18 protein-coding genes are annotated in these 17464 nt (G+C 34.2%); 7 read left to right on the top strand and 11 right to left on the bottom strand.

Annotated features, from left to right (window positions below):
• Positions 1–44: 44 nt before the first annotated feature.
• On the bottom strand, positions 45–728 hold the full coding sequence (locus WJM97_RS15430) for a hypothetical protein (RefSeq protein ID WP_353929677.1): 684 nt from the start codon (positions 726–728) through the stop codon (positions 45–47).
• Positions 729–1029: 301 nt separating this feature from the next.
• On the bottom strand, positions 1030–3285 hold the full coding sequence (locus WJM97_RS15425) for an ATP-binding protein (protein ID WP_353933182.1): 2256 nt from the start codon (positions 3283–3285) through the stop codon (positions 1030–1032).
• Positions 3286–3792: 507 nt separating this feature from the next.
• Between WJM97_RS15425 and WJM97_RS15420 the strand changes: the two genes are divergently transcribed.
• The 3 genes from WJM97_RS15420 to WJM97_RS15410 all read left to right on the top strand — a co-directional run bounded on the left by WJM97_RS15420 (position 3793) and on the right by WJM97_RS15410 (position 6935).
• Complete coding sequence (locus tag WJM97_RS15420) at positions 3793–4575, top strand: HAD hydrolase-like protein (RefSeq protein WP_353929676.1); 783 nt, start codon at positions 3793–3795, stop codon at positions 4573–4575.
• Positions 4576–4834: 259 nt separating this feature from the next.
• On the top strand, positions 4835–6010 hold the full coding sequence (locus WJM97_RS15415) for a DNA double-strand break repair nuclease NurA (protein WP_353929675.1): 1176 nt from the start codon (positions 4835–4837) through the stop codon (positions 6008–6010).
• Positions 6011–6032: 22 nt separating this feature from the next.
• Positions 6033–6935: a hypothetical protein gene (locus WJM97_RS15410; protein WP_353929674.1), complete on the top strand. Its 903-nt coding sequence runs from the start codon at positions 6033–6035 to the stop codon at positions 6933–6935.
• 95 nt (positions 6936–7030) lie between these two features.
• Here WJM97_RS15410 and ychF read toward each other — a convergent pair whose 3' ends face one another.
• From ychF to WJM97_RS15390, 4 genes are all read right to left on the bottom strand, one after another.
• Entirely contained in the window at positions 7031–8122 is a 1092-nt protein-coding gene (gene ychF, locus WJM97_RS15405; protein ID WP_353929673.1) for a redox-regulated ATPase YchF, read from the bottom strand.
• A gap of 79 nt (positions 8123–8201) precedes the next feature.
• The gene (locus tag WJM97_RS15400) at positions 8202–8510 is read right to left on the bottom strand and encodes a hypothetical protein (protein ID WP_353929672.1); all 309 of its coding nucleotides are present in this window, start codon (positions 8508–8510) and stop codon (positions 8202–8204) included.
• Positions 8511–8522: 12 nt separating this feature from the next.
• A complete protein-coding gene (locus tag WJM97_RS15395) occupies positions 8523–8708 on the bottom strand; it encodes a 2-oxoisovalerate dehydrogenase E1 subunit beta (protein ID WP_353933181.1) in 186 nt (61 codons plus the stop codon).
• 89 nt (positions 8709–8797) lie between these two features.
• Positions 8798–9265 (bottom strand): HAD domain-containing protein, encoded by a 468-nt coding sequence (locus WJM97_RS15390; RefSeq protein ID WP_353929671.1) that lies wholly within the window; start codon positions 9263–9265, stop codon positions 8798–8800.
• 24 nt (positions 9266–9289) lie between these two features.
• Here WJM97_RS15390 and WJM97_RS15385 point away from each other — a divergent pair, with 24 nt between their 5' ends.
• Together WJM97_RS15385 and WJM97_RS15380 are read left to right on the top strand one after the other, a co-directional pair.
• Positions 9290–10750 carry an aminotransferase class I/II-fold pyridoxal phosphate-dependent enzyme gene (locus WJM97_RS15385; protein ID WP_353929670.1) on the top strand — a complete coding sequence of 487 codons (1461 nt, stop codon included), beginning with the start codon at positions 9290–9292 and terminating at the stop codon, positions 10748–10750.
• 127 nt (positions 10751–10877) lie between these two features.
• Positions 10878–11381 (top strand): DUF2059 domain-containing protein, encoded by a 504-nt coding sequence (locus WJM97_RS15380; protein WP_353929669.1) that lies wholly within the window; start codon positions 10878–10880, stop codon positions 11379–11381.
• 142 nt (positions 11382–11523) lie between these two features.
• Here WJM97_RS15380 and WJM97_RS15375 read toward each other — a convergent pair whose 3' ends face one another.
• Positions 11524–12399 carry an indole-3-glycerol phosphate synthase TrpC gene (locus tag WJM97_RS15375; RefSeq protein ID WP_353929668.1) on the bottom strand — a complete coding sequence of 292 codons (876 nt, stop codon included), beginning with the start codon at positions 12397–12399 and terminating at the stop codon, positions 11524–11526.
• Between the two features lie 163 nt (positions 12400–12562).
• Complete coding sequence (locus tag WJM97_RS15370; RefSeq protein ID WP_353929667.1) at positions 12563–12847, bottom strand: HetP family heterocyst commitment protein; 285 nt, start codon at positions 12845–12847, stop codon at positions 12563–12565.
• A gap of 688 nt (positions 12848–13535) precedes the next feature.
• On the opposite strand from WJM97_RS15370, the gene WJM97_RS15365 reads away from it, so the two are divergent.
• Together WJM97_RS15365 and WJM97_RS15360 are read left to right on the top strand one after the other, a co-directional pair.
• Positions 13536–14327, top strand: a complete 792-nt coding sequence (locus tag WJM97_RS15365) for a HAMP domain-containing sensor histidine kinase (protein ID WP_353929666.1) — start codon at positions 13536–13538, stop codon at positions 14325–14327.
• 65 nt (positions 14328–14392) lie between these two features.
• Complete coding sequence (locus WJM97_RS15360) at positions 14393–15259, top strand: DNA-binding response regulator (RefSeq protein ID WP_353929665.1); 867 nt, start codon at positions 14393–14395, stop codon at positions 15257–15259.
• On the opposite strand, the gene WJM97_RS15355 is transcribed toward WJM97_RS15360, so the two are convergent.
• Genes WJM97_RS15355 through rsmA form a run of 3 tightly spaced genes read right to left on the bottom strand, consistent with a single transcriptional unit; the run spans position 15256 to position 17437 of the window.
• On the bottom strand, positions 15256–15579 hold the full coding sequence (locus WJM97_RS15355; protein ID WP_353929664.1) for a DUF3082 domain-containing protein: 324 nt from the start codon (positions 15577–15579) through the stop codon (positions 15256–15258). The two genes, WJM97_RS15360 and WJM97_RS15355, sit on opposite strands and share 4 nt — an antisense overlap.
• Before the next feature lie 31 nt (positions 15580–15610).
• Positions 15611–16558 carry a 4-(cytidine 5'-diphospho)-2-C-methyl-D-erythritol kinase gene (gene ispE, locus WJM97_RS15350; RefSeq protein ID WP_353929663.1) on the bottom strand — a complete coding sequence of 316 codons (948 nt, stop codon included), beginning with the start codon at positions 16556–16558 and terminating at the stop codon, positions 15611–15613.
• 42 nt (positions 16559–16600) lie between these two features.
• The gene (gene rsmA / locus WJM97_RS15345; protein WP_353929662.1) at positions 16601–17437 is read right to left on the bottom strand and encodes a 16S rRNA (adenine(1518)-N(6)/adenine(1519)-N(6))-dimethyltransferase RsmA; all 837 of its coding nucleotides are present in this window, start codon (positions 17435–17437) and stop codon (positions 16601–16603) included.
• Between the last annotated feature and the right edge of the window lie 27 nt (positions 17438–17464).

The raw sequence follows: 17464 nt of genomic DNA, 5'->3' as shown, positions 1-17464 counted from the left end.
ATAACTATTCCAATCTATTCCAATCTATTCCAATCTATTCCAATCTATTCTATATCTGCTTCTTTACCAGCAGTACATCTACTACCTCGATATGCTCTTGTGAGGTATATCGTTTCCCGAACTACTTCTACTCTGGGAGCGATAACTACATATCTTGAACCTAAAAACTTGGCTTTGAAATTCTTCATCCAACCGTGATGATTTAAAACATTTCGGGAATCAAATCCGATAATAGATATGCCACTACGATCATAACTTCCCGATAGGAGAAATGTCCAATAAGTTTGGTCTGGGAATACACCAAACTTATATTTAAAAGTAGCAGCAAAGGCGAGGTAACGCCTAAAGTCCATGCCATTTAAACCTTCATCTTCGTAGGTTCTTTTTGCAGCTAATCCAGTTTTATACATCAATTCTGGAGTTTTAGATGCCGATGTAATAAACCACTGATCTTCAGAAACCATTGTATTTTTAATCATGGTTTCATGATCAAAATCAACATTTGCCCTGATAGCAAATTGTTGGCAAAGTTGCTTCATTGACATCTTGGCTGGCAAATATACAAGAAGTTCATTTTGGCGATCTAATTCTTCTATTTCGCTATCTGTAAATGGACAAGGAGAAATGGGAATGTCACCATATAAATGTTTGACATAGTCGGTGACTTTCTGGACACAATTATGATTGTGAATTTGATTAGGTTGGATTCTGATTTCTTCTGTTAGCATTGTTAAGCACCCCAAGTGAAATTGATTGAACGTATTAATTGAAAACAAAAATGTCTGTGTTCCTTACCTGTTAACTGTTCTCTGTTCCCCCTCCTAACTATAAGATTTATTTTGCACAACTACCGAAGAGTATGATGACAAAAAAAGAATTGTTTTGAACATAACTTTATTAAAACTTTACTTATTTTAAATTAAAACCAGTGAATATAAACAGTGAATATATATTTTTTTACCTAAATAGCGACAGACAATGTAGACTATATTAACATCAACAAATGAACATAAACAATCATCAAACTTTTCAGTTGATTTTAGTTCTAAGATTTAACTGAGAACGATTTACAGGCACCTGAATTACAAAATCCGTTCCTTCTCCAGGGATAGACTGAAAATAAAGCTTGCCACCGTGTTTTTGAGTAACAATTTGATAGCTAATAGATAACCCTAATCCAGTTCCCCTACCTACTTCTTTAGTAGTAAAGAATGGGTTAAAGACACGAGATTTATCTTTCTGTTCAATACCAAATCCATTGTCGGCAATGTGAATACTAATCCAGCCGTTTTTATGTAGTGTGGATATTGTAATAGTGCTGGGGTTAGCTTTAATTTCATCTGGCGATCGCAGTTTATCCCGTTCTTCTAAAGCATCAATAGCATTGTTGAGTAAATTCATAAATACCTGATTGAGTTGACCTGCATAACAATCTATCAAGGGTAAATCTCCGTAATTTTTTATTACTTCAATCCTAGCACCATCAGGCTGGCTCTTGATGCGATGATTTAAGATTACTAATGTACTATTAATTCCTTCATGAATATCAACTGCTTTTACCTCGGCTTCATCTAAGCGGGAAAAGTTTCTTAATGACAACACAATTTGCTGAATGCGTGTTGTGCCTAGTTTCATTGAACTTATAACTTTGGTTAAATCTTGTTGTAAAAATTCAAAGTCAATTGTATTCAGTTTTTCTGTAATTTCTTCAGGCGGTTTGGGGAAATAATCTTGATAAAGTTGTGTCAAACTCAACAAATCATGAGTGTATTCTTCTACATGAGCAACATTACCATGAATAAAATTTACTGGATTGTTAATTTCATGAGCTATACCTGCAACCATTTCACCCAGGGCAGACATTTTTTCACTTTGCACAATTTGAGCTTGAGTTTGGTGGAGTTCTTCAATTGTGTCTTGAAGTTCGAGAGTTCGCGCTTCTAATTTAGTATTAGTTTTTTCTAAGTTTTGGTTAACGGTTGCGAAAGCTGTAAAAGATTCTTGTAATTGTTGAGCCATGTGATTAAAAGAATCGCCAAGTGTTTTTAATTCATAAATACCTTGGACATCTACGGATTTGTTTAAATTACCATCAGCAATTAACTCACTGGCTGCGCTTAAATCTAAAATGGGTTTGGTAATCCTAGCAGATGTGTAAATACCAATCAAAAATACTACGACTACAGTCCCTAAACATAGGAAGATTGTATTGCGGTTGTTGGCCTGAATTTGTGCCATGAAATCTGATTCAGGAACACTGAAAACTACCAGCCAATCTAAACCTAATTTGTCTCGCCAGGGAGTAATTTTGACAAATTCAGCATTACCCTGAAAGTCAAATAGTATCTGCTGTGGGGATTGAATCTCCTCTAAGTTACCCAGCTGTTGCTGTAAATAATTAGCAGTAGCTTGAATTAGGGTATCACTGCTGTCAGTGGCAGCTAACCGGTCGGTTTGACCATTCAAGAATTTGTAAGGGTAGGTATCACCGGAATTGGCAACTAATAGCCCATTACGCTCAATTATAAAAATAACCCCATTTTTACTAACATGAATATCGTTTAGAAAATTACTGATATTAGAAAGCAGTAAATCAACTCCAAAGACAGCCATTAATTCATTGTTATTGTTATACACAGGATAATTCGCAGATGCAGCTATAGACCCAGAGTTAAAAGCACCACTCCAAGGATGCACACCACTCCAAATTGGATGACCAGCTTTTACTGTATTTGTGTACCAAGATTGTTCTAAACCTTTGTAATTATAACTATAAAGTAAATCGCTTTTGTTACCCTCATTATCCATAGCATAGGAGTCAATTTTAGATACCCCCTCAACTGCAACTGAAAATATCTCTAAAGTCTTTAGTTTTCTATCAGTATAATTACCAGTGCCAGCACCCTGACCATTAGGTAGCATATATCCGCTGTACCCCAGATTTGCATAAATTTGCATTTGTCTCCACAGATATTTTCCTGAAACTTCCAGATTCTGTAAATTCAAAATTCCTGCTTGGACAGCATCAACATTCATCTGATTGAGTTGAGTGGGAACTGCTAGGTAGCTATTCAAATGTTGATTTACTAAGCCGCTAGTTTTGTTCATTAACTGAGTGACTAAATCATTAACAGTTGTTTGTCCATTTATGAAGGATATGTATCCAATCAAACTAACAGCCAACGAAACTTGAATAATAAATGGCACGATTAGTAAGAAGCGTAATGAAACAGTGACCTGAAGTTTATTTTTTAAGCCATTTAAAATACCATCAAAATATCTCATATAGGGCAATTTAGCGAATTTTATGAGTGTTTTCATACCTATGATAAAGAATAGATAATTTTACTTATACCATTTTTGTGTGAAAATGCGCTACATCGTAAAGACAGTGAATTTGCTACAAGTAGGATTTACGAACAATTTGACCTAAGCTTTAATTCTTACGTAGCAGTAACTCACGAATTACCAATACTTTCATTGTGTTCTGCATGATTTCCGCTTATAAGAGCAATAAATTTAAATTGCGAGTATAGATTAAAAATAGTATTGCTTATAAAGGATATAACTTGTTTCTGTCACTCTCTGGATTGTCATATTAATAAAGAGTTTGGAAGAGAAGCAATATCAATTGATTGAGGTGTTGGTCATCTTGCGGAATTTATATTCATAAAAAACTTGGCAATCGCCTACTATGTAAGAACTCTATAATTCAGAAATGGCAAGTGTTTTCAGAAAGTGATAGAAGAGGGATAAGATAGGCTAATAAAAGCAGTTTTTATCCTCAAAACCATGACAGCAAAAAATCCCACAATTTTAGCCTTAGACTTTGATGGCGTAGTTTGTGATGGACTAATTGAATATTTTGAGGTAGCATGGCGTACCTATTGTCAAGTTTGGTCATCTACTCAGCAAACACCACCAGAAAATTTAGCTAATAGATTTTATCGTTTACGTCCTGTAATTGAAACTGGTTGGGAAATGCCGGTTTTAATTAAAGCTTTGATTGCTGGTTTTACTGATGATAAAATTCTCCAAGAATGGTCTAATATTGCTCCACAAATTTTAGCAGTAGATAAGATAGAACCCAAAGTAGTTGCTAAAAAACTGGACGGTTTACGGGATGAGTGGATATCTACAGACTTAGATGGTTGGTTAAGTTTACATAGGTTTTATCCAGGGGTGATAGAAAAACTGAAAAAGGTGATTAATAGTGAAGTTAAGTTGTTTATTGTGACTACTAAAGAAGGACGTTTTGTTAAGAATTTATTACAAAGAGAAGGTTTGAAGTTAGCAGATACAGCAATTTTTGGCAAGGAAGTAAAACGCCCAAAATATGAAACTTTACGAGGTTTAATTGCACAGGAAAAAAATCAACCTGTAAGTTTGTGGTTTATGGAAGATAGACTAAAAACATTGGAATTAGTTAAACAACAATCAGATTTAGATCATGTCCAACTTTTTTTGGCAGATTGGGGTTATAATACTCCATCAGAAAGAGAAGCAGGAGAAAATGATGATCGCATTCAAGTAATATCACTTGATCAGTTTTCTCAAGATTTCTCTCGGTGGTAAATATTAGTTAAAAGTTATCAGGAGATAGGTAATAGGGGAAGTAAATTATAGTAATTACCAATCACCAATCACCAATCACCCATTACCTATTACCTATTACCTATTACCTATTACCTATTACCTATTACCTATTACCTATTACCTATTACCTATTACCTATTACCTATTACCTATTACCTATTACCTATTACCTATTACCTATTACCTATTACCTATTACCTATTACCTATTACCTATTACCTATTACCTATTACCTATTATGTTAGATTTAACAAAATTAGCGGGACAAATGCAAGGTTTGAGTGAGCATCTTTCCTCAGAAGTTGCTGAAAGTAACAGGCGTTTGGAGTTAGCAAAAGATTATTTAAAACAAGCGTTTGCACGTCAACAGGAGTTAATAGAAACTCAGGAAAAATGGCGAGATTGTCTGCTTTTTGCGAATGCTACACCTATTGAACCTTTAGAAACTTGTATTGATATTCCCATACCACCAAAAGTTCATACTGTCATCTCTACAGATGGTTCACAAATTGCCCCTAACCATCATGAAATTGCCTATTGTTATCTGTTAAATATTGGTAGAGTTGTTTTACATTATGGTCAAAATCGTCACCCACTCCTAGATAGTTTGCCGGAGGTATTTTATCGCCCAGAAGACTTATATATCTCTCGTCAGTGGGGTTTAAGAACGGAAGAATGGATGAGTCACCGGCGTACTGCTTCGGAAATTACGGTATTAGCTGAACTAGCTTGCAGTGTAAAAACGGAAGCCCCAGCTTTAGCGATGGTAGATGGTTCGTTAATATACTGGTTTTTAGATCAATTACCGATGGATGCGCGCGATCGCATTTTACCACCAATTTTAGAAGCTTGGCAAAAATTACGTCAAGCAGAAATCCCCATTATGGGTTATCTTAGCGCCGCCCGTAACATCGAAGCCACAAACTTTTTACGGTTATTAGCTTGTCCCCATTCTCAACCAAATTGTATAAATCATTGCCCGGATCAACTAGATTATGTTCCCTGTAAAAAATTTGATACTTTGCGAGATACAACTCTATGGACTACCCAACTCAAACCTGGACAAAGAGGATCTCTATGGCGCAGTAATAATCGCATTTTACAGCTTTATGAAGACCAGACTATCTATTTTTGCTATGTTCATGTAGGGACGGAAATTGCTCGGATAGAAGTTCCGATGTGGGTAGCTAATGATGCTAAAATGCTAGATCAAGCATTAGGATTAATGTTAGCTCAAGTACAAAAAGGATACGGATACCCTGTGGCAATTGCGGAGGCACATAACCAAGCTGTGGTCAGAGGTGGTGATAGAAACCATTTCTTTGCACTTTTAGAACGGGAAATGATTAAAGCAGGTATAAAAAATGTTGGGACTTCTTATAAGGAAGCTAGGAAGCGCGGAAGTATTGCGTAAATTGGTAATTGGTAAATTTACAATGTTGAAGTTTTTTATATCATTAATTACTGTCTTATGTCTGGGTGAGTTATTAATATCTGCACCTGTATTAGCACAAACTTGGATACCTGTTCGTGGTGGTATTTCCTATGGTATTAGTGGTATTTCTTTGATAGATAAACAATTAGATAAACTTGATTTTTTAATTGTTCATGATAACAAAACATCCAATCAAGCACGGTTAGCAATTATTAGTTCTCAAGGTAAAAATCAACCAGAATATTTACCTTTAAGTTGGCCAGATAATATTAAACTTCCTATTGACTTGGAAGCATTAACAGTTATTCCTGAAACTAATAATTCTGAATTTGTGGCTTTATCTAGTGATGGTATAGCATATCACTTAAAATTAGTTTTTAAAAACAAAACTATTTCATTAATTCAGGAATTTGAATTACCCAAAACTAATAAAAATAATAACTTTGAATCTTTTAGTTTACAAAAAATAGATAATCAATTAATTGCTATGTGGGGACATAGAGGAAATGGAAAAGAAACAGCTAGGATTTATTGGGGAAATTTTGACTTAAATAAATATCAAATTAATAATATCCAATCAACTAATTTTAATGTACCATATCCTGATGGTAATGTCCGGCATATTTCTGATTTAAAAATAGATAATGCTGGAATTGTTTATATTACCGCAACAAATGATAACGGTAATGATGGACCATTTCAGTCTGCGGTTTATGTAGCTGGTTATTTAGGAGTTCATGATAATAAGATACAATGGCGACAAAATCAGCAACTTTTCCCTATTTACCGAGATAATTATCATAAAATTGAAGGTTTAGAAATTATTCCTGGTGTAGAAGGGGGAATAATAGTAGGTTCAGATGATGAAAATATGGGTGCTGCTATTTATATGATAGGTAGATAACCGAGAAACCGCAGATGGACGCGGATTGACACAGATAAATTATCTCATTCTATCTGCGTTAATCTGCGTTAATCTGCGTTCAAAATATCATCTATTTAAACATTAAATCGGAATAACATCACATCTCCTTCCTGTACAATATATTCCTTTCCTTCACTTCTAACTAAACCTTTTTCTTTCGCTGCATTCATTGAACCATGTGTTACTAAATCATTATAAGCAACGGTTTCTGCACGAATAAAACCCCGTTCAAAGTCAGAGTGAATTACACCTGCTGCTTGGGGTGCAGACATTCCTGCATTAATAGTCCAAGCACGGGTTTCTTGAGGTCCACAGGTAAAATATGTCCGTAAACCTAATAGTGCATAAGTTGCACGAATTAAGGATTTTAAACCACCTTCTTTTACACCTAAAGATTCGAGAAAATCAGCCTTATCTGCTTCTGGTAATTCTACTAATTCTGCTTCTACCTGTGCAGAGACTATCACAACTTGAGCATTTTCTAAAGATGCAATTGCGCGGACTTTTTCAACAAAATCATTACCTGTTGCTAAGTCATCTTCGGAAACATTAGCAGCATAAATAATGGGTTTATTGCTAAGTAGTCCTAGACCTTTAATAATTTCAGCTTCTTCTGCATTTAAACTGACCTGACGAACAGATTTACCTTCATTTAAAGCTGCTACTAATTTTTCTAAAACTGTGATTTCAAATTGTGCATCTTTGCTGGTACGTGCTTGTTTGCGGGTGCGTTCTATGCGTCTTTCAATTTGTGCTAAATCTGATAAACTCAATTCTAAATTAATGATTTCAATATCTCGCGCTGGGTCTACTGAACCGGCGACGTGAATGATATCATCATTTTCAAAACAACGCACTACGTGAACTATTGCATCAACTTCGCGGATGTGGGATAAAAATTGATTACCGAGTCCTTCTCCTTGACTCGCACCTTTTACCAAACCGGCAATATCCACAAACTCAACCCGCGCAGGTACAATTTGTTTAGAAGTGGCAATATTGGCTAAAACATTTAACCGGTCATCTGGTACTGAGACAATGCCAACATTCGGTTCAATGGTACAAAAAGGGAAGTTAGCAGCTTCAGCCTTGGCATTAGCGACTACAGCATTAAATAAGGTAGATTTTCCGACGTTGGGAAGTCCGACAATTCCGGCTCTTAACATTTTCGATTTTTAGATGTTGGTTGCATTTATAAGGATAATTCAAACAGGTTGAGAATTTATAGAACCTGGGAATAATCTTTTATATATCATTATTCTCCCACAATTCTAGTAAACCAACTGTACCGACGAAAAATGTATAAATTGCATACTTGATGGGGTGCTGATTTTTTTTAGGTGCATAAATAGCTGCGATAATTGCTTCTATAAAATGTGCAGCTAGGGCAATGTGAACAAGGATTAAAATAGGATTTAATAAACTTGGTAGTTGACTATTATTTGTTAATGTTTGAATGTTCCAGATTTCTAAACCAATTCCTCCTGTAATTAAGGGGATGGCGATAAATTTGATGATAGTGAATAGTTTGGGTTTGATGTCTTTTAAGTTCATGGTGATTGGTGATTATTTTGAATAACGAATAATTTCAGGTCGGTTGTTTTCATCAGAAAAATGACAGTCAACAGCATCATGAATCATTATTTGCAAACTTGCTAAATCATCTGCTTGAGTAAAAATTGAGTATCCTAATGCTGAGGCTGTATAGCCACCATCAGGATCATCTTCAACTAGAAATACAATTTCAATCATGGGGATATACTTTGAAACATGAACTTTTATTATAAAATTATTGTATCTCATTTGAGATGATAAATTTACATTTTCTTGATGATATACTTTCATTCCTGCAAATATGAATCTAAAGCCAGCGCAGCAGTTTCATTAAAACCACAATAAGCATCTGTGACTACAATATTAATATCAGATGGATAATGATAACTTAAATCATCAATTGCCACCCAAGGAATATTTACTGCATTATTTTGTTTTAAAAACTCTAGCACTTCTTGATAACGGATATATTCACAATTATCAAGAAATCTCACATCTATAAAAGGAGTAAAACCTAATATCCTATTTCCTATATCTGAAGAAAATAAGTTTTTTAAAACTTCAATTTTAACTACTTCTCGCCAAGATGAAGAAATGACAACTAATACATCAGGATAACGACGTAAAATATTTTCAAAATTTAATAAACAATCAGCATCAAATTTGAGATAATCTTCAGCAGTTAGAAATTTATTCTTTGTTTCAGCAAATTTCTTTTCTGGTACAAGTACCCCATCAATATCTAGAAAAATCAATTTTGTTTTACTATTTGTGATCAAATGCTCAATCAAAACCAAACCCCCCTCATTGATGCCTTAAAAGCTTCCATTTCTCGTCCCCACAGTCCATTTTACACCCCTGGACACAAACGCGGTGCTGGAATTTCCCCAATTTTAACTGATTTACTAGGTGAAGATGTTTTGCGGGCTGATTTAACAGAATTGGAAGAATTAGATAATTTATTCACTCCTGAAACTGCGATTTTAGAGGCACAAGAATTAGCAGCAGATGCTTTTGGTGCAGAAAAAACTTATTTTTTAGTTAATGGTTCTACCTGCGGTATTGAAGCTGCAATAATGTCTACTTGTGGTACAGGTGATAAAATTATATTACCGAGAAATATTCATAGTTCTGTAATTTCTGGCTTGGTACTTTCTGGTGCTATGCCTATTTTTATTTATCCTGAATATGATGATAATTTAGATATTGCTCACAGCATTAAATTAGAGGATTTAAAATTAACTTTATCTCAACATCCAGATGCAAAAGCTGTATTAACTATTCATCCTACATATTACGGTGTTTGTGGAGATTTAAAAAGTATTGCCCAAATTACCCATGAATATAATTTGCCTTTAATTGTAGATGAAGCACATGGCTCACATTTTGGGTTTCATAATAATTTACCTACCTCAGCTTTAGTCGCAGGTGCTGATATCACAATACAATCAATTCATAAAACCTTGGGTGCAATGACTCAAGCTTCTATGTTACATATTCAAGGTGACAAAATTAATGTTGATAGATTAAATAAAGCCTTACAATTAGTTCAATCTACAAGTCCGAGTTTTGTACTTTTAGCTTCTCTGGATGCTGCACGTCACCAAATGGCTATGAATGGGGAAAGTTTAATGTTAGAAACTTTGTATTTAGCAGGAGTAGCAAGACGGAAAATTAACAAAATTCCTGGTTTATCGGTTTTAGATATTCCCGATATTAAAAATAGTGGCTTTTTTGATTTGGATAAAACTAGGTTAACTGTGAATGTTTCTAAATTAGGAATAACGGGTTTTGCAGCAGAAGACTTTATTAATGAAAATGCTTTAACACCAGAATTTTCATCTTTACAGAATCTAATTTTTATTATTAGTTTGGGTAACAATAAAACAGATATAGAAGCATTGCTAGAAGGGTTGAAAAAATTATCTCAAACATCAAACTTGACAAATCAGTATGATATATGTAAATATAAAAACGATGCTATAATTGCCCATACTCTGTGCATTTCTCCCCGTGAGGCTTTCTTTGCTGATAGTGAAACCCTCCCGTTAGAGAAAACCTTAGATAGAATTTGTGCAGAAAATGTCTGTCCTTATCCTCCGGGAATACCTGTCTTAATGGCGGGAGAATTAATTACTAAAGCAGCTATAGAATATTTACAACAAATTCCATTATTAGGTGGAGTGATTAGTGGTTGTATTGATTCCAGTCTCCGGACTTTAAAGGTTATTAAAACTTAATAATATTCTGGATATTTGATATTTGGTTATTTCCAGCACCTACTGTATCTGCTTGGTAATTTCTGATTTAGTATAAGTTATCATGAGTACAGGTATAAAAATCTGACATTCTTGTAAATCAAAGGTTATGAAAATACAACTTTTAATCTCAGCATTGTTAATTTCACTGATAGCAAATATCAACCTACCAGCTTTTGCTCAAACATCACCTCAAGTTCCCATTCAAAAAAAAGAACTGATTGCAAACGCTAACAACACCGAAAAAATTCAAAATATCAAAAAGTTACTAGAAATAACAGGTGCAAAAAGTCTGAGTCAACAAATGATTAATCAAATGTTAAACTCAATGAAATCTCAGTACCCAGATATACCTGCAAGTTTTTGGAATGCTTTTATGGCAGAAATTAAACTAGATGATATGGTTAATGCGTATATTCCTTTATACGACAAGTATTTTACTAATGAAGAAATTAAAGGAATGATTGCTTTTTATGATACTCCACTAGGAAAGAAAGCTCTCAATGTATTACCTCAAATTGCTCAAGATTCCACAGAAATTGGCATCAAATATGGTAGAGAAGCAGCAGAAAGAGCTATGCAAAAATTAAAATCCCAGGGTGATATTCCTTAATCATTAATATTCATCTAGAGGACTCCGGTTTGATAAATGAATTACTCATACAAATTTTGTACCTCAACACAGTAGAAAGTGCTGTAATAGAGTTTTTCAAAAATCAAATCGGATTGCTAGAGTTAACTAATAACTGTTAAAATCATTTCTTGATCATGTTTTTAGAAACAGAAAATTTATGATTGAGGAGATTTTTAACAGCTACTTCTAAATTTTGTTGTTTTAGTAAAACATCTGACATTAAAACTGCATGAATACCCGCATCTGCCATCAGAGATATATCAGCAGGTGTTTCAATTCCAGATTCACTAATTACCAGAATACCTAAATTTTGTAATTGCGATCGCCTAGCTGCCATTAACTGCTGGGTGATACTAAGGTTAACACTAAAATCTTCTAGACTGCGGTTATTTATAGCTATAATACGCACATCTTCTAATTTGAGTACACGATCTAACTCAGTTAAATTATGAACCTCAATTACAGCATTCATTCCCAAGTAATTAATTACTCGTAACAAATTATTTATTTCTGCATCTGTTAAAATGGCCGCAATTAATAATACTGCATCTGCACCTGCTGCTCTGGCTAAATAAATCTGGCAAGGATCAATAATGAAGTCCTTACATAAAAGTGGTACTGCGATCCGATGACGAATAATACGTAGATGATCAAAACCCCCTTGAAAAAACTTTTGATCAGTCATTACAGATAGACAAGTCGCTCCACCAACTACATAAGATTTAGCGATCGCTAAAGGATCAAAATCAAAATTTGATGTCACTATATCCTGATGAGATAATAACTTTTTCACCTCAGCTATCAAACCAGGTTGATAAATATTCTGCTGGATAGCAGTAAAAAAATCTCTGACAGTGGGAGCAGCAGTTAATTGACGTTGTAAAGATGCAAAAGACATTTCCTGTTGAATTTGGGCAACTTCAATCTTTTTTTGCCACACAATTTCTTTAATAATAGGTTGCAAGCGATTGTTAGACATAATCACTGGATAAATCATGATCTCCATTAATAGCTAATAATTAAGTTTTCAGAAACTCCCTTTTAAAATTTTTAGGGATAGCCACGCCTTATTTATAGGCAAGAAAATAATGCTGAACCCTTTATTAGATGCCTATAGTTCAGCAATATTTCCACATCTAATCTATTTTTTAATAGATCAATCAGAAATGCACCCATCTAGACCTTAAATTGAAAATTCCTACATCTTTTTTATTATTCTTGTCTTCCTGAGAATGAGAACCGCCTAGAAGGCAATTATTTTTAATCAATCGGATATAAGTACGATAGGGAATATAATCAATGGGGTTTAGTCCAGAAGAACGCAACAACAAAACACAAGCCCAGGAATATTTACCGGCTATAATTGCCTTGACTATTTGCTCTATTTGTTCCGTATTAATCTTATTTTTAATTTTTTTGTTAACATCAGCAATGTTTTGATTCATCGTATGCACTCCTAATCTATAATTGAAATTAAATCAATAGCTCGTCAGATTTGCTTTATATATCAACACTCTCAGCATTTTGGCAGTAACAAATTATGCTAAGATAAACACCCGCTGATGACAATATTTTTTTGGTTTTTACTGAGGCCAGGTTTAAAGCTAGATTTAGATTTCAGTAACCAAACTTCATAACCCACTTCTCCCATTAAGCATACTCAAGATTCGACAGCAGATCAATGAAATATTTTTAGATCCAGCAGTATATTATTTCGCTATTTTATTTTTCTCAATTCTCCCAATTCTCTGAAATATGAGTGTAAAGTAACTTGATGTATATGCAACAACATTAACTTTTTACAATTGGTCTATCTTCAGGAAGATACCTGAGCAAAAACATAATATTTTGCAACCAAAAGTATGTCCTATGGAGGATATACACCCATATTAAGATATGGTTAAATATGCCTTATGGTAGATTATTATAAAGTCATCTAATATTATTGATAGATAATTATCTAGGATATGAATAATATGTTTATATACACAACTCTTGATTTACTGTTAAAGTAATAAATAATTTATTTAGATTCTTTTTCAAACTTCCCCAAATCAAAATTATTTTTTACATCTAAAAACTATGCTCAATGCTACATATACTATTATGTAATATCAGGAGATGTATCTACATATGTGTTTTGAAGATCCTGTTTTTAAGAAGCTTAGTTTTTCATTATTGGAATTATATGAAACCTTAGAATTAGCAAAACAACAAAGTGCTATTAAATCTCATATTTTGGCTAAAGTATGCCATCAATTGCGTACACCACTAAATGTTATTTCTTTTTCCAATAGTTTAATTCAAAAAAACATAGACAATATAGACCCAAAAGATAGAGAAATAACTATAAATTGCTTAGATAATATTCAAACAGCAACACAACAAATTATTCAAATATTAGATGATATCTTTATGCTATTAGAAATAGAAGCAAAAAAAGTGGAATTTGAAAGCACAAATGTTAACTTATTAGATTTTTGTAAAAATATTATTGAAAAACTACACATTCTTCATAGTGACAAACATATTAAGATTACTGTGAAAGGTGATTACTCATCGGTTTATATTTATCAAAATATGCTAAAGCCAATTTTAGATAACTTACTTGATAATGCTCTGAAGTATTCCTCTGAAAATAGTGTAGTAAATTTGAGAATTTCCTGTAGCCAACAAAAAATTACTTTTAAAATTAAAGATCAGGGAATTGGAATTTCTAAATCAGATCAACAAAAATTATTCCAGCCTTTTTACCGGGGTGTAAATGTCGGGACAATACCGGGTACAGGACTAGGATTATCAATTGTTCAAACTTTAGTGGAATTATATAAAGGAAACATTTCAGTGGTGAGTAAATTAGATTTAGGTACTACAGTGACTTTGGTAATACCATCAATTCAACCTATGGATTTAGATACATCTTAAAACTCAAAATATCAGTTATTAGTCATTATTCATGATCTGTCACAACTTTTATTGCTTACAAGAATATGAGATATCAATCCTCAAAAACAATTCTGGTAATTGAAGATGATGATATTAGCCGTCATCTATTCTTAAATTCTCTCACAGCAGAAGGTTTTAGGACCATAGGAGCAGAAAACGGTACAATTGGCATTTTACAAACACAAAAATATTTACCTGATCTCATAATTTGTGATTTGCTGATGCCAGGTATGGATGGTTACGATGTTTTAACCACCTTACGCAAAGATCCTCTTACCGCAATTATTCCTTTTATTTTTCTCACCGCTAATAACTCCACCGCATCCATAAGAAAAGGAATGGAGTTAGGTGCAGATGATTATTTAAGTAAACCCGTAACTATCAATAAGTTACTAACAGCGATTACTGTGAGATTAGAAAAACACTCTCTACTCAGATACTTCTATGGGAAGAACTCTGATCTAGTTTCAGAAGTTTCCCAAAACATCGAAAAATCACAGTTCGCTTTCCCCAAAATTCCCCACCTGCAAAAAGTCTTCGACTATATCGAAGCTCACTATCACGAAGGAATTACTTTATCTGATGTTGCTCAAGCTGTAGACTATTCCCCAGCTTATTTAACTCATCAAGTATCTCAACAAACAGGAAAAAGTATTAATGCTTGGATAGTCAAACGTCGCATGGCCGCAGCTTGCTATCTACTCAAACAGACAAATCTGACAATTGAAGAAATCGCTACCAAAATTGGCTATCAAAATACCTGCTATTTTTCTCGTCAGTTTAGTCAGCATCATCATAAAATATCTCCAAAAACTTGGAGACAAAAAAATCAATTACCTGATATTGCTGCACACAGAAAGCAGCAATTTATTAAATCTAAAACTCAGTTCAATCCTCGAATTTCTTGTTAATTACTTTTAGGAGTAGTCAACTGTTGTATCAATAACTGTATTGCTAAAGCTAATAAACCCAAAGTAACTATCCCAAATATTCCTGTTCCCAAAGCTACCACACCAACAACCAAAGTCCGAACAGCAGAACCAATATTTATAACTACTTGGTTATCTGAATGAATTGGTTTATTAGCAAAAGTGGTGGCGATCGCTATCATCAAAGAATACATTGCAAACGCAAATCCTCCTGACATTACCGCCCCAGTTATACACCTTAATGGTGTTGGTGGTATTTGTCCAGGATTTGCTTCTGCTGGTTTAACTTTTGGTTCATTCATAACAAATTGATCATTAGTAACTAATAAATGTTTACTGTGATATTTGAATTCCGTTTGTAATTGTCTTAGTAACAAACAATTCTAAATCCTCATCGGGTATAGCTGCTCTAATTTTTTGCTTGACTATTTCACCTTGAGCTTGTGATTCTACAATGGCAAAAACAGAAGGCCCAGAACCTGACATCATCGTTCCTAAAACTTCTGATTGACTAGCAAATAATTCTCGCAATTGTAATACCTTAGGATAAGCTGCCAACACAACTTTTTCTAAATCATTGTGCATTTTCTGGCTAATTTCCACTGCATCTTTATTTAACACAGCTTTAACAAGCTCGTCTGAATGTACTGCATGAGCGCGAGCTAATAAATCATCAGTATTTTGAATATAACTACTACCAAAAACTTGACGATAGGTTTTATAAGCCCAAGGGGTAGAAATTTCTAAACTTTTGTATTTTGCTAACACTAAATGGATATTATCTAAACTTGGTAAAGGAGAAAGTTTTTCACCTCTACCCGTAGCAATTACCGTTCCCCCAGAAATACAAAATGGCACATCTGAACCGAGTTGCGCGCCTAATTCTTCTAATTCTGATTTAGTTAATCCTAAATTCCAAAGCAAATCTATCCCCACTAATACCGCTGCTGCATTTGTCGAACCTCCAGCCAATCCCGCAGCCACGGGAATACGCTTTTTAATCGTAATATCAACACCACCCAAATTATTAAAAACATCAGAGAATTCCCTCGCCATTAGTGCTGCGGCTCGGTATGCTAAATTACTCTTATCTGTAGGTACTTGGGGGTGATGACAATGAACAAGAATTGATTCCGTAGTACCAGCGTGTATGTCTATTTGATCTGCTAAATCAATACTTTGCAGTATCATCGCTAACTCATGATATCCGTCCCCTCTATCTCCCAAAATCTCTAAATATAAATTGATTTTTGCTGGTGCAATTAAACTATAAGAACGCATATTAATAATTGGTTATTGGGCATTAGGCATTGGGTTATTTTATTAATTTTCCCTTACTTTTTCTCTGTCAACTTTCACCTCATTTGCCAGTGATACCCATTGTGCCACACTCAGGTCTTCGGCGCGGACTTGGGGATTTATCTCTAATTTTGCCAGTAATTCAGTCAAGAGATCGCGCTCAATTACCGATTGTAAGTTATTTCTTAACATTTTTCTTTTTGCCCCAAACCCTAATTTAACCAGAGTTTCTAACTTTTTTGGGTCATTAGCCGGAATTTCTATCTGTTTAGGGGACAACCGCACCACAGCAGAATCAACTTTTGGTGGTGGATAAAATGCCCCCGCCGGAACTGTACAAATTAACTCACAATCTGCTAAATATTGTACCCTGACCGATAACGCCCCAAATGCTCTTGAACATGGGTTAGCATACAATCTTTGTGCTACTTCTTTTTGAATTAGCAACACAATAGAATCATAAGGTTTTGGATTCGGTTTAGCAATAGTACCCAGTAACTTTTCAATGATGGGGCCTGTGATATTATAAGGAATATTAGCAACTACTTTATTTTGCTGTTGAAACTTAGGAAAAGCTGCTAATTGAGATTCAACATCAAGAGTGAGAAAATCTCCTTGTAACAGTAAAAAATTTTCTCTTTCACCCAGTTGTTTTACCAGTAGTTTGCACAAATCACGGTCAATTTCTACAGCCACTAAAGAATTAACTAAAGGTAATAACCGCTTAGTTAAAATTCCTGTCCCTGGTCCGATTTCCAAAATTCTATCATCTTCCTGACAGTCTGCTGCTTTAACGATAGCATCAAGAGCTTTTTCACTTTTTAACCAATGTTGAGCAAACTGTTTGCGTGGTTGCACCATTTATATCAAATTCTCCATAGCTAAATA

It is taken from the genome of Okeanomitos corallinicola TIOX110, from assembly GCF_038050375.1.
Taxonomy (GTDB): domain Bacteria; phylum Cyanobacteriota; class Cyanobacteriia; order Cyanobacteriales; family Nostocaceae; genus Okeanomitos; species Okeanomitos corallinicola.
Note: the sequence above shows the minus strand (reverse complement) of the source record. Positions and strands in the feature narration are given on the sequence as shown.